The 12,261-nt window shown below is 64.4% G+C and carries 12 protein-coding genes; 4 read left to right on the top strand and 8 right to left on the bottom strand.

What is annotated here, in order from left to right:
• Positions 1–8 precede the first annotated feature (8 nt).
• Positions 9–569: a hypothetical protein gene (locus DFS21_RS16025; RefSeq protein ID WP_178082028.1), complete on the bottom strand. Its 561-nt coding sequence runs from the start codon at positions 567–569 to the stop codon at positions 9–11.
• Positions 570–789: 220 nt separating this feature from the next.
• Between DFS21_RS16025 and DFS21_RS16030 the strand changes: the two genes are divergently transcribed.
• Positions 790–1,788 (top strand): sensor domain-containing diguanylate cyclase, encoded by a 999-nt coding sequence (locus DFS21_RS16030; protein ID WP_110702375.1) that lies wholly within the window; start codon positions 790–792, stop codon positions 1,786–1,788.
• 72 nt (positions 1,789–1,860) lie between these two features.
• Here the strand turns inward: DFS21_RS16030 and lpdA are convergent, their stop codons facing one another.
• The 4 genes from lpdA to DFS21_RS16050 are packed head-to-tail and all read right to left on the bottom strand — an operon-like array spanning position 1,861 to position 6,804.
• The gene (gene lpdA / locus DFS21_RS16035; RefSeq protein WP_110702377.1) at positions 1,861–3,240 is read right to left on the bottom strand and encodes a dihydrolipoyl dehydrogenase; all 1,380 of its coding nucleotides are present in this window, start codon (positions 3,238–3,240) and stop codon (positions 1,861–1,863) included.
• A 2-nt stretch (positions 3,241–3,242) separates the two neighbouring features.
• Entirely contained in the window at positions 3,243–4,511 is a 1,269-nt protein-coding gene (locus DFS21_RS16040) for a dihydrolipoamide acetyltransferase family protein (protein ID WP_110702379.1), read from the bottom strand.
• A complete protein-coding gene (locus DFS21_RS16045) occupies positions 4,512–5,570 on the bottom strand; it encodes an alpha-ketoacid dehydrogenase subunit beta (RefSeq protein WP_038706568.1) in 1,059 nt (352 codons plus the stop codon).
• A 1-nt stretch (position 5,571) separates the two neighbouring features.
• The gene (locus tag DFS21_RS16050) at positions 5,572–6,804 is read right to left on the bottom strand and encodes a 3-methyl-2-oxobutanoate dehydrogenase (2-methylpropanoyl-transferring) subunit alpha (RefSeq protein ID WP_094011875.1); all 1,233 of its coding nucleotides are present in this window, start codon (positions 6,802–6,804) and stop codon (positions 5,572–5,574) included.
• Positions 6,805–7,002: 198 nt separating this feature from the next.
• Here DFS21_RS16050 and bkdR point away from each other — a divergent pair, with 198 nt between their 5' ends.
• The 3 genes from bkdR to DFS21_RS16065 all read left to right on the top strand — a co-directional run bounded on the left by bkdR (position 7,003) and on the right by DFS21_RS16065 (position 10,396).
• Positions 7,003–7,491, top strand: coding sequence for a Bkd operon transcriptional regulator BkdR (gene bkdR, locus DFS21_RS16055; RefSeq protein WP_028691050.1), 489 nt, complete (start codon positions 7,003–7,005; stop codon positions 7,489–7,491).
• A gap of 204 nt (positions 7,492–7,695) precedes the next feature.
• Entirely contained in the window at positions 7,696–8,937 is a 1,242-nt protein-coding gene (locus DFS21_RS16060; protein WP_178082033.1) for a glutamine synthetase family protein, read from the top strand.
• Positions 8,938–9,067: 130 nt separating this feature from the next.
• Positions 9,068–10,396, top strand: a complete 1,329-nt coding sequence (locus DFS21_RS16065) for an MFS transporter (RefSeq protein ID WP_110702383.1) — start codon at positions 9,068–9,070, stop codon at positions 10,394–10,396.
• Between the two features lie 66 nt (positions 10,397–10,462).
• Here the strand turns inward: DFS21_RS16065 and DFS21_RS16070 are convergent, their stop codons facing one another.
• From DFS21_RS16070 to flgM, 3 genes are all read right to left on the bottom strand, one after another.
• A complete protein-coding gene (locus tag DFS21_RS16070; RefSeq protein ID WP_102683074.1) occupies positions 10,463–11,206 on the bottom strand; it encodes a flagellar brake protein in 744 nt (247 codons plus the stop codon).
• Between the two features lie 90 nt (positions 11,207–11,296).
• The gene (locus tag DFS21_RS16075) at positions 11,297–11,764 is read right to left on the bottom strand and encodes a flagella synthesis protein FlgN (protein WP_023629787.1); all 468 of its coding nucleotides are present in this window, start codon (positions 11,762–11,764) and stop codon (positions 11,297–11,299) included.
• 47 nt (positions 11,765–11,811) lie between these two features.
• The gene (gene flgM, locus DFS21_RS16080) at positions 11,812–12,126 is read right to left on the bottom strand and encodes a flagellar biosynthesis anti-sigma factor FlgM (protein ID WP_110702385.1); all 315 of its coding nucleotides are present in this window, start codon (positions 12,124–12,126) and stop codon (positions 11,812–11,814) included.
• Positions 12,127–12,261: the final 135 nt, after the last annotated feature.

The raw sequence follows: 12,261 nt of genomic DNA on the forward strand, positions 1-12,261 counted from the left end.
AGCCCGGCTCAAAGCTGGGTGGTGTAGCGTCGCTCGGTATCATCGTCATTTGTCGAGGTCAGGACGCTTTGCGGCTGGGTGGTGGCCTGTTCTCGCTGCGCCTGCTGTTCGAGCCTGGCCTGGGTTTTGCGCTCGACCTCGTCCTGCAAGCGTTGGGCGATCAGCTGGTCGACCCTCACTTTCTGCTCGGGCGGCAGCGTGCCATACTTCTCAGGAGTCAGGCCCAGCTCCTGCAGCATCTTTTCCTTGATCTTCTCCGCCGGTGACTTGGCCATGTAATCGCGAAACTCCTGTAGGGCGCTGGAGCCTTCCTGTTTGCCCACGCTGGCCTGTTCACGCTTGGCCGCGTCAGGATTTTGCAGCATGACCATCAGCTTGGCGAAGGCCTCCTTGCGATTGTCTTCGGCGTGCTGCTGCGAGGTGCTGGCCTGATTGTTCTGTTGCGCCGAGGTTTTCGCGCTGGCTATCAGCGGCTGGAGGGTGGGCAGCTGTGCCGCAGGCTGCTCGAGAACACTGCGTTGCTGTTGCTGCACGGTCTGCCACCCCAGGCCGTTCGTTGTGATAAGCATGTTTCCTCCATGAGCGAATGTTAGAGAGGCGACAACAGGGGCAAAAGCTGTGCCAGCAATGGTGGCGCGACATAATAAGGCGAAAGGGCTATTCCGGCAGCCTCTCGCTCAGAATATGCTTGCCCGGCAGAGGAACGGAATTGCCGCTAGCGGCAAAAAATAGCAAGTGTCGGCAGCACCGGTTACGGGGCGCAGTTGCTGGGCAACAGGGAGAGCGTCCATGAATCAGGCAGCAAAGCCGATACCGGCCGGCTTCACCGAGCAGCAATTGCACACCTTGTTCGAGCTGATCAGCGACGGCATCTGGGACTGGGATGCCAACAGCGGCTACGTCTACCGCAGCCCAGGCTGGTACGCGATGCTGGGTTACCCCAGCCACTCGCTGGACAACTCTGTGCTGACCTGGGAAAGCGTGATACACCCGCAGGACTATCCGCGGGTGATGGCGCATTTCGAGGCCTACATCACCCAGCGCAACGAGCGCTACCGTATCGAGTACCGGTGCCGTTGCCTCGATGGTAGTTACCTGTGGGTCGAGGACAGCGGCCATATCATCGCCCGCAACGCGGATGGCTCGGTGGCGCGCATGCTCGGGGCTCATCGCAATATCGACGCAGGCAAGCGCCTGGTGGAGGAGCTCGAGCAGCGCAACCAATCGCTGGAGAGCCAGGTGGCCGAGCGTACCCGTGAGCTGTCATGGGTCAACCAGCAGTTGCAGCGGCAACTGGATGAGAACCGCGAACTGGCCGAGCGCGATGCGTTGACCCGTACCGCCAACCGCTATCGCCTGGAGAAGACGCTTCAGCAGGAGTGCGAGCGCGCCCGGCGCTTCCGTGAGCCACTGGCACTGATCGCCATGGACCTGGACGATTTCAAGCCGATCAACGACCTGCACGGTCATGCCCGCGGCGATGCCGCGCTGATCGAGGTCACCGAGCGCATCCGTCAGTGCCTGGGTGGCCGGGGGTTGCTGGCCCGCTGGGGAGGTGATGAGTTTGCCGTGGTGTTGCCGCGCACAACGCTGGAACACGCCTGTGAGGTGGCGTCGGCGATCCGCGCGGCGATGGCGGCGATCGAGCCCATCGGCACGTGTCAGCTGACCATGAGCTATGGCGTGGTGCAGTGGCGTGAGGGTGATGATGCCGGCGGATTGCTGGCACGGGCGGACCAGGCGCTGTATCGGGCCAAGGCGGATGGCAAGAACACCGTAGCCGAGTGATGGCTGAAAAAAGACCCGCGTCGCCTGGGGCGCAGCGGGCCAAATCGGCTAGTGCCGCTTCAGTGTCTTCAATCAGATGTGCAGTGCGTGCCCCAAGGCGCGCAGCGCCGCTTCCTGCACCGCCTCGCCCAGTGTCGGGTGGGCATGTATGGTCCCGGCGATGTCTTCCAGGCGCGCGCCCATCTCCAGGGACTGGGCGAAGGCGCTGGACAGTTCGGAAACCGCCACGCCCACCGCTTGCCAGCCGAGGATCAGATGGTTGTCACGGCGAGCCACCACGCGCACGAAGCCGCTCTTCGACTCCAGGCTCATGGCCCGGCCGTTGGCGGCGAAGGGGAACTGCGCGACGATGCAATCCACACCTTGCTGCCCGGCCTGCTCCGGGGTCTTGCCGACCACCACCACTTCCGGGTCGGTGAAGCACACCGCGGCGATTGCGGCTGGCTCGAAGCGTCGTGCCTTGCCGGCGATGATCTCGGCGACCATCTCGCCCTGGGCCATGGCCCGGTGCGCCAGCATCGGCTCGCCGGCCACGTCGCCGATGGCCCAGACGTTGCGCATGCTGGTCTGGCAGCGCTCATCAATGGCGATTGCGGCGCCGTTCATTTTCAAGTCCAGGCTTTCCAGGCCGAAGCCTTTGCTGCGTGGACGGCGGCCCACGGCCACCAGCACCTGGTCAGCTTCCAGGCGCAGTTGCCCACCCTGGCCGTCGCTGGCCAGCAGGCAGCCGTCGGCATAGCCTTCGACACTGTGGCCCAGGTACAGGGCGATGCCGAGTTTCTTGATCGAGTCGGCCACCGGCGCGGTGAGTTCCGCGTCGTAGGTCGGCAGGATGCGTTCGCGGGCTTCCACCACGCTGACCTTGGCGCCGAGCTTGCGGTAGGCGATGCCCAGCTCCAGGCCGATGTAGCCGCCGCCGACCACTACCAGGTGCTCGGGCATGGCCTTGGGCGCCAGGGCTTCGGTAGAGGAAACGATCGGCCCGCCGAGCGGCAGCATCGGCAGTTCGACACTGCTGGAGCCGGTGGCCAGCAGCAGGTGTTCGCACTGGATGCGCTGGCCGTCGACTTCGACGCTCTTGCCATCGAGGATCTTCGCCCAACCATGGATCACCTTCACACCGTGCTTTTTCAGCAGCGCGGCGACGCCGCTGGTGAGGCGGTCGACGATGCTGTCCTTCCACTCGACGCTGCGGCTGATGTCCAGGCGCGGCGAGGACACGCTGATGCCCAGCGGCGAAGGTTCGGTGTAGCGGCTGGCCTGGTGGAACTGCTCGGCCACATGAATCAGCGCCTTGGACGGAATGCAGCCGATGTTCAGGCAGGTGCCGCCCAGGGCCTGGCCTTCGACCAGCACGGTGGGGATGCCCAATTGCCCGGCGCGGATGGCGGCCACGTAGCCGCCGGGGCCGCCACCGATGATCAGCAGGGTGGTGTTGATGAGCTCTTGCATGATCACTCCACGAACAGGCAGGCGGGTTGTTCCAGCAGGCCGCGCACGGCCTGGATGAACAGGGCGGCATCCATGCCGTCGACCACGCGATGGTCGAACGAGCTGGACAGGTTCATCATCTTGCGCACGACGATCTGGCCGTCGATCACCACCGGCCGTTCGACCATGCGGTTGACGCCGACGATCGCGACTTCCGGGGTGTTGACCACCGGTGTGCTGACGATGCCGCCAAGGGCGCCGAGGCTGGTCAGGGTGATGGTCGAGCCGGACAGCTCTTCACGGCTGGCCTTGTTGTTGCGCGCCGCGTGAGCGACACGGGCGATCTCGCTGGCGTTGCTCCACAGGCTGCCGGCTTCGGCGTGGCGCAGCACGGGCACCATCAGGCCGTTGTCACCCTGGGTGGCGATGCCGACGTGCACCGCGCCGTGGCGGGTGATGACCTGGGCTTCGTCGTCGTAGGTGGCGTTGATCTGCGGGAAGTCGCGCAAGGCGACGACCATGGCGCGCACCAGGAACGGCAGCAGGGTCAGCTTGCCGCGGCTGTCGCCATGCTTGGCGTTGAGCTGCTGGCGCAGGGCCTCGAGGGCGGTGACGTCGATTTCCTCGACGTAGCTGAAGTGGGCGACACGACGCTTGGCGTCCTGCATGCGCTGGGCGATCTTGCGGCGCAGGCCGATCACCGGCACCTGCTCGCTGTCGGTGCGTTTGCCGTAGCCTCCGGGTGCCTGCCCGGCACTGCTCTGCGGCTTGCTGATGAAGGCGTCGAGGTCTTCGTGCAGGATGCGCCCGGCCGGGCCGCTACCGTGCACGTAGCGCAGCTCGATACCGGCATCCAGGGCGCGCTTGCGTACCGCCGGGGAGGCCAGCGGCTTGTCGTGGGCCTCGCGCGGCACGATGGGCGCGGTTGCGTGGGTTGCGGCAACCTGCGGCTGGGGCTCGACGCGTGGCTCGGGGCGGGCCGCGACCTGCACCGCTGCCGGTGCCGGTTCGGCCGGCTTGGCCTGGGGCGTGTCGACATGGTTGCCGCTGCCTTCGACCTCGATGCGGATCAGCTCGCTGCCGACCGCCATCACCTCACCGGGCTGGCCGCCCAGGGCCAGCACCTTGCCGCTGACCGGCGAAGGGATTTCCACGGTGGCCTTGTCGGTCATGACATCGGCCACCACTTGATCTTCGGCGATCATGTCGCCGACCTTGACGAACCATTCCACCAACTCGACTTGCGCGATGCCTTCGCCAATGTCCGGCATCTTGATGACGTGCGTGCCCATTCAGACCTCCATGACCCGTTTCAGTGCCGCGCCTACCCGCGAAGGGCCGGGGAAGTAGGCCCATTCCTGTGCGTGGGGGTAGGGGGTATCCCAGCCGGTGACGCGCTCGATCGGCGCTTCGAGGTGATGGAAGCAGTGCTCCTGGACCAGCGATACCAGTTCTGCGCCGAAGCCGCAGGTGCGGGTGGCTTCGTGCACGACCACGCAGCGGCCGGTTTTCTTCACCGACTCGACGATGGTCTCCAGGTCCAGCGGCCACAGGCTGCGCAGGTCGATGACCTCGGCGTCGACGCCGCTCTCTTCGGCGGCCACTTGCGACACATACACGGTGGTGCCGTAGGTCAGCACGGTGACGTCGTTGCCTGGACGGGTGATTACCGCCTTGTCCAGCGGCACGCTGTAGTAACCATCCGGCACAGCGCTGTGCGGGTGCTTGGACCACGGCGTCACCGGACGGTCGTGGTGGCCGTCGAACGGGCCGTTGTACAGGCGCTTGGGCTCCAGGAAAATCACCGGATCGTCGCACTCGATCGAGGCGATCAGCAGGCCCTTGGCGTCGTAGGGGTTCGATGGCATGACGGTGCGCAGGCCGCAGACCTGGGTGAACATCGCCTCGGGGCTCTGGCTGTGGGTCTGGCCGCCGTAGATGCCGCCACCGCAAGGCATGCGCAGGGTCAGCGGGGAGATGAATTCACCGGCCGAGCGATAGCGCAGGCGGGCCATCTCCGAGACGATCTGGTCGGAGGCTGGGTAGAAGTAGTCGGCGAACTGGATCTCGACCACCGGGCGCAGGCCATAGGCGCCCATGCCCACGGCGGTGCCGACGATACCGCTTTCGGAGATCGGTGCGTCGAACACGCGGGACTTGCCGTACTTGGTCTGCAGGCCCTCTGTGCAGCGGAACACGCCGCCGAAGTAGCCAACGTCCTGGCCATAGACCACCACGTTGTCATCGCGCTCAAGCATGACATCCATGGCCGAGCGCAGGGCCTGGATCATGGTCATGGTGGTGGTGGACATGGCGTTTTCCAGATGGATGCTGTTGTTGTGATCGTTCATCTCAGACCCCCAGTTCCTGGCGCTGACGGCGCAAGTGGTCGGGCATTTCCTTGTACACGTCCTCGAACATCGACGCGGCGCTGGGGATATGGCCGTTGCTCAGGGTGCCGAACTGCTCGGCGTCCTTCTGCGCCTTGATCACCTCGGCCTCGAGCTCGGCGGTGACCGCCTGGTGCTCTTCCTCGGACCAGTGGCCAAGCTTGATCAGGTGCTGCTTGAGGCGGGCGATCGGGTCGCCCAGCGGGAAGTGGCTCCAGTCGTCGGCCGGGCGGTACTTGGACGGGTCGTCCGAAGTCGAGTGCGGGCCGGCGCGGTAGGTGACCCACTCGATCAGCGTCGGGCCCAGGCCGCGGCGGGCGCGTTCGGCGGCCCAGCGCGAAGCGGCGTAGACCGCGATGAAGTCGTTGCCGTCCACTCGCAGCGAAGCGATGCCGCAACCCACGCCACGGCCGGCGAAGGTGGTCGACTCGCCCCCGGCGATGGCCTGGAAGGTCGAGATCGCCCACTGGTTGTTGACCACGTTGAGGATCACCGGGGCGCGGTAGACGTGGGCGAAGGTGAGCGCAGTGTGGAAGTCGGACTCGGCGGTGGCGCCGTCACCGATCCACGCCGAGGCGATCTTGGTATCGCCCTTGATCGCCGAGGCCATGGCCCAGCCGACCGCCTGGACGAACTGAGTGGCCAGGTTGCCGCTGATAGTGAAGAAGCCGGCCTCGCGCACCGAATACATGATCGGCAGCTGGCGGCCCTTGAGCGGGTCACGGGTGTTGGACAGCAGCTGGCAGATCATGTCGACCAGCGACACGTCGCGGGCCATCAGGATGCTCTGCTGGCGATAGGTGGGGAAGCACATGTCGGTGCGGTTCAGGGCCAGGGCCTGGCCGCTGCCGATGGCTTCCTCGCCCAGGCTCTGCATGTAGAAGGACATCTTCTTCTGACGCTGGGCAACCACCATGCGGCTGTCGAAGATGCGCGTCTTGAGCATGGCGTGCATGCCCTGGCGCAGCACCTGCGGCTCGATGCCCTCGGCCCACGGGCCAACGGCGTCGCCATGCTCGTTGAGCACGCGCACGAGGCTGTAGGAAAGGTCCGCGGTGTCGGCGGCTTCCACATCAATAGGGGGTTTACGGACTTGACCTGCGTCGTTCAGGCGCAGGTAGGAGAAATCGGTCTGGCAGCCTGGCCGGCCTGTAGGCTCGGGCACATGCAGACGCAGGGGGGCGTACTCGTTCATGCTTTTTACGCTCGCTCGAATGTTGTTTTTGTGAGCTTTGAAGCGGCCGCCGCTGACTGCCGGCTCGTGACTGGCAGGTCAGCGTCTTTTTACATCATAGGGGGACGGCAGGAGAATTTTTCTCTCAAGTTCATTGCCTTTGTCCGGCGGCGCAGATAAACATTCCGTACAAACACAAAAACCAGGTCAATTTCTCTCATGCGTAAACTGGATCGAACGGATATCGGCATCCTCAACAGCCTGCAGGAAAACGCCCGCATCACCAACGCGGAGCTGGCGCGCTCGGTCAACCTGTCGCCCACACCGTGCTTCAACCGGGTCAAGGCCATGGAGGAGCTGGGGGTGATCCGCCAGCAGGTCACGCTGCTGTCGCCCGAGGCGCTGGGGCTGGATGTGAACGTGTTCATCCACGTCAGCCTGGAAAAGCAGGTGGAGCAGTCGCTGCATCGCTTCGAGGAAGAAATTGCCGAGCGCCCAGAGGTGATGGAGTGCTACCTGATGACCGGCGACCCGGATTATCTGCTGCGGGTCCTGCTGCCAAGTATCCAGGCACTGGAGCGCTTTCTCGATTACCTGACCCGCTTGCCCGGGGTGGCGAACATTCGCTCCAGCTTTGCCTTGAAGCAGGTGCGCTACAAGACCGCGTTGCCGCTGCCGGCCAATGGCATGACGTTGCGCGAGCAATGATCCGGGCGCGGTGCCTGGGGTGCTTGATATTTTAAACACCCCCGGCCTATGTTGTGTGCGTCGCCATTCCCGGCATGCGAACACAACAAGAAGGACAGCGTCATGACGACCGAAGGCCCGCGCAACCAGGCAGTGCTCCTGGAGGGCATCGATGAAATCGAGTGCGTCACCCCCGACCTCAATGGCGTGCCCCGCGGCAAGGTGATGACCGCCGAGGGCTTCCTAGAGGGACGTCGTCTGCAGATGGCCCGTGGTGTGCTGCTGCAGTGCATCATGGGCGGTTACCCGGCGGCAAAATACTATGGCAGCGACGATGGCGACCTCGCGTTGGTGGCCGAACCCTCGCAGATCCACCGCCTGCCCTGGAGCGACGAACCTCGGGCATTGGCGATCTGCGATGCGGTGGAGCTCGATGGCACTCCTTCGGGGTTGTCCAGCCGTGGCCAGCTCAAGGCGGTGATCGCCCGGTATGCCCAGCGCGGGCTGGCACCGGTGGTGGCGACCGAGCTGGAGTTCTTCGTGTTCGCCGCCAACAGTGACCCGAACCAGCCGTTCCAGCCGCCGCTGGGTAAGGACGGACGCCGGGAAATGGGCCACTCGGCCTTCAGTGTCAGCTCCAACAACGGTCTGCGGCCGTTCTTCAACGAGGTGTACCGCTGCATGGCGGCGCTGGGCCTGCCACGCGACACCTTCATGCACGAGATGGGCGTCAGCCAGTTCGAGATCAACCTGCTGCACGGCGATCCGTTGCTGCTGGCCGACCAGACCTTCCTGTTCAAGCACCTGCTCAAGGAGGTCGCGCTCAAACATGGCCTGACCGTGGTGTGCATGGCCAAGCCACTGGCGCACACGCCCGGCAGTTCGATGCATATTCACCAGAGCCTGGTGGAGGTCGGCAGTGGGCGCAATGTGTTCAGCGACGAGCAGGGCAGGGCGACCGACACCTTCCACCATTTCATCGGTGGCCTGCAGGCCTGTCTGGCCGACTTCACCGCGCTGTTCGCGCCGAACGTCAATTCCTACCAGCGCCTGTGCCACCCCTATGCGTCACCGAACAACGCCTGCTGGTCCGAGGACAACCGTGCCGCAGGCCTGCGTATCCCGGCCAGCTCGCCTGTGGCGCGGCGGGTGGAGAACCGCCTGCCGGGCGCCGATGCCAACCCCTACCTGGCCATTGCCGCGAGCCTTGCCGCTGGCCTGCACGGTATTGAGCGGCAGATCGCGCCGACGCCGGCCATCCAGGGCGAGTTCGAGGTGCCGGAACACCTCAGCCTCCCTTGCACCCTGCATGCCGCGCTTGAGCGGCTCAAGCGCAGCGACCTGGCGCGGGAACTGTTCGGCAGGGAGTTTATCGAAGGCTACATCGCCACCAAGACCCTGGAGCTGAGCGATTTCTTCGATGAAATCACCCCCTGGGAGCGCCGCGTGCTGGCCGCGCAGGCCTGAGCGCGACACGACCGCTACCGAATGCGCCCCCACGGCTCTTTTTGCTGCCTGGGGGCCTGTGCCAAGATGGATTTGCTTTTATGCTTGCCTGCAACCCAACGCCACCTGGTCAAGGAGCTTGACGGGACGTATGCGAAATATCTGGAAGCCGTTTCAGTCGCTGTACTTCGCCGCCTTGATGATGCTGATCGGCTCGGGCCTGCTGAGTACCTACCTGGCCTTGCGCCTGGCCGCCGATCATGTCGACAGCCTGTGGATCGGTGCGCTGATGGCGGCCAACTACTTTGGCCTGGCGGTGGGGGGCAAGGTAGGGCACCGATTGATCGGCCGGGTCGGGCATATCCGTGCCTATGCCACCTGTGCCGGCATCGTCGGCGCCGCGGTGCTCGGGCATGGACTGACCAACTGGCTGCCGGCCTGGGTCGGGCTGCGCATGATCGTCGGCCTGGGCATGATGTGCCAGTACATGGTTATCGAGAGCTGGCTCAACGAACAGGCCGACGCCAAGCACCGTGGCGCGGTGTTCAGCGGCTACATGATTGCCTCCTACCTGGGGCTGGTACTCGGCCAGTTGATCCTGGTGGTGCACCCGCAACTGGGGCCGGAACTGCTGATGCTGGTGGCTATGTGCTTTGCCTTGTGCCTGGTGCCGGTGGCGATGACCCGGCGCATTCACCCCGCGCCGTTGCGCCCGGCACCGATGGAGCCGAAGTTCTTCATCAAGCGCGTGCCGCAATCGCTGTCCACGGTACTCGGTTCGGGCCTGATCGTCGGCTCTTTCTATGGCCTGGCGCCGCTGTATGCGTCCAGCCAGGGGCTGAGCACCGAGCAGATCGGCCTGTTCATGGGCTGCTGCATCTTTGCCGGGCTGCTGGTGCAGTGGCCGCTGGGCTGGCTTTCCGACCGCTATGACCGCGCCGTACTGATCCGCAGCGTGGCCATCGGCCTGGCCCTGGCTGCCGCGCCGCTGGCGATCCTGCCGGGGGTTCCGCTCGAGCTGCTGTTCGCCATGGGCTTTGTCATTTCGCTGTTGCAGTTCTGCCTGTATCCCTTGGCGGTGGCGTTCTCCAATGACCACGTGGAGAGTGAGCGGCGGGTCTCGCTGACCGCGATGCTGCTGGTCACTTATGGTGTGGGCGCCTGTATCGGACCGTTGGCGGCCGGGGTGTTGATGAAGCTGCTGGGCGCGCAGATGCTCTACGCCTTCTTCGTGTTCTTCGCGTTGGTGCTGGTGTGGCGCATTCGGCCCAAGGCAGTCACTGGGCTGCACCAGGTCCAGGATGCGCCGCTGGGGCACGTGGCGATGCCAGCGGCGGGCTCGCCCTTGTCGGCGGCCCTCGACCCGCGGGTGGATGAGCAGACGGTGCAGGATGTGATGCAGGCGCCGGTGGCGGCGGAAGATACCGAGGAGGATGCCGGTGCGCAGGCGCAAGGCGAGGTGGGCAAATCGATGTCCTAGGCGGCCTGCCCGGGCACCAACGAAAACGCCACCCGAGGGGTGGCGTTTTTCATGGGCTGGCGACGATCAATAGTCGTCCTTGTCGAACCGCCGCGCTTCACGCTGCAACTGATAGACGAAGCTCTCGATCTTGCGCTGGGCCTGGCCGTTGAGGTTGTGGAAGCGCACCCCGGCGAAGGTGGTGTTGATGCGCTCTTCGAAGTGCAGGTGGCGCAGTTCGACCAGGGTGTCGGTCAACCCCAGTGGGGTGCCGGCCTTGAAGCGCTCATAGACCTGGCCTAGTTGCAGGCGGTCCTCGACGTTGCCGTCGAAGCGCAGTTTGCAGCCGGTGGCCGAGATATCCAGCAGTTTGCCGCGCAACGCGCCATTGCCCTTGAGGTGGGTGCCGTCGAGGGTCACGTCGACCAGTTGCGACAGCTTCAGCGCGGCGCGGAAGGCATTGCGGCGTTGGTGATAGGTCACTTCCTCGGGCAGCGGGCCACGGTAGCAGCGGTGGCCGTCGATCTCGGTGATGGTCAGCGGTATGTTGCTTTCCCAGGCGATGCGCACGCCGTCGTGGAAGCCTTCGACGCGGAAGGGTTCGCCGCTCTCGATGTACTTCTCGCCGTCGCGAGGGATCATTTCATCCAGTGCCAGGACACCGCTTTCCCGGTCGACATGCACCACATAGCTCTGGAACCGCTGGCTGCGCTCATGGAAGCTGATGATCAGTGGGTCGTGGCTATCCAGCAGCTGGCGCAAGTTGGCCGCGATCTCCAAAGGGGTGGTCAGCACCTTTGGGGGCTGGGGAGCATCGGATTCATTGAACACGGGTTATCAATCTCCAGGCAAAACGGCACACGCAAGTTACGGCATTTTGCCAGTATGTTCCGTGCCTTGATATAACTAAGATAGAACTAATCACACTTGGCTGAGTGCGCGGGGCTTGGCCATTGGCGAGGTACCGCCACGGCTGTCGTAGAGCGACGGAGAATCGCCACCCTGAAGGATTCTGATCTGGTTGGCCGTGGTCTGCTGCTGTACCTGGATGATCCGGCCGTTGGTCTCGTTGACCTGCTGGCAGGCATCCATCAGCTCGCCCAGGGCATCGAGCCGGCTCATGATGGCCTCGCCATTGCTCGACTGCGCGGCCAGCGCCTGCGCACCTGCGCGATCGGCGCTCAGGCCTAGCTCCAGCAGCAGCTGGCTGCGGCGCTTGCCCTGCTGCTCGAGCAAGATGATCAACGACTGTTTACGGGCCAGGATGTGCTCCAGGGCCAGCATATCCCGGCCGTGCAGGGCTATCGCTTCGTTTTGCAGGAGTTCGAGCAGTTCCTGCGTTGGCGCGATGTCGTTTTCGATCAGTTGCAGCAGGGTGATGTCGTGCATGGCTAACTCTTGGCGGGTTGCGTCCTTGAAGTCAGCGCGCCTGAAGGTCAGCGCTGGGCTTCGAAATCAAGCAGTTTGCTGGCGACACGGTCGGCATCGACCTTGTAGCTGCCATCTGCGATCGCTTGCTTCAACTCGGCCACGCGGGCGCTGTTGACGGTTGGCTGGTCGCGCAGCTTGTCGCTGATCTTCTGCAATTGCTGGGCCTCTGGGCTCAGGTGTACGGCTTCTCCGCTGGCATTGGCCTGCTTTGGCGCTTCACTGGCCGCGCCGGCTTTATCGGCGGTGCCCGGTGCGGCATTGCCGCGAACGCCGCCCGTGACGGACGGAGAATTGTTTAGACGACTGAAGTCGATGACCATGTTCAAAACCCCTGGGAATTAGGACGCATGCCTTGCTTTCGGCCTACCCGAGCAAAACTTTAGGCGTGAATGCATCACCGCCTTTCGACACGCGTGCGCAACCCGATGTGTGACACAGTTTAGGGGGCGCGGTTC

Source organism: Pseudomonas sp. 2848 (genome assembly GCF_003253945.1).
Classification (GTDB): Bacteria; Pseudomonadota; Gammaproteobacteria; order Pseudomonadales; family Pseudomonadaceae; genus Aquipseudomonas.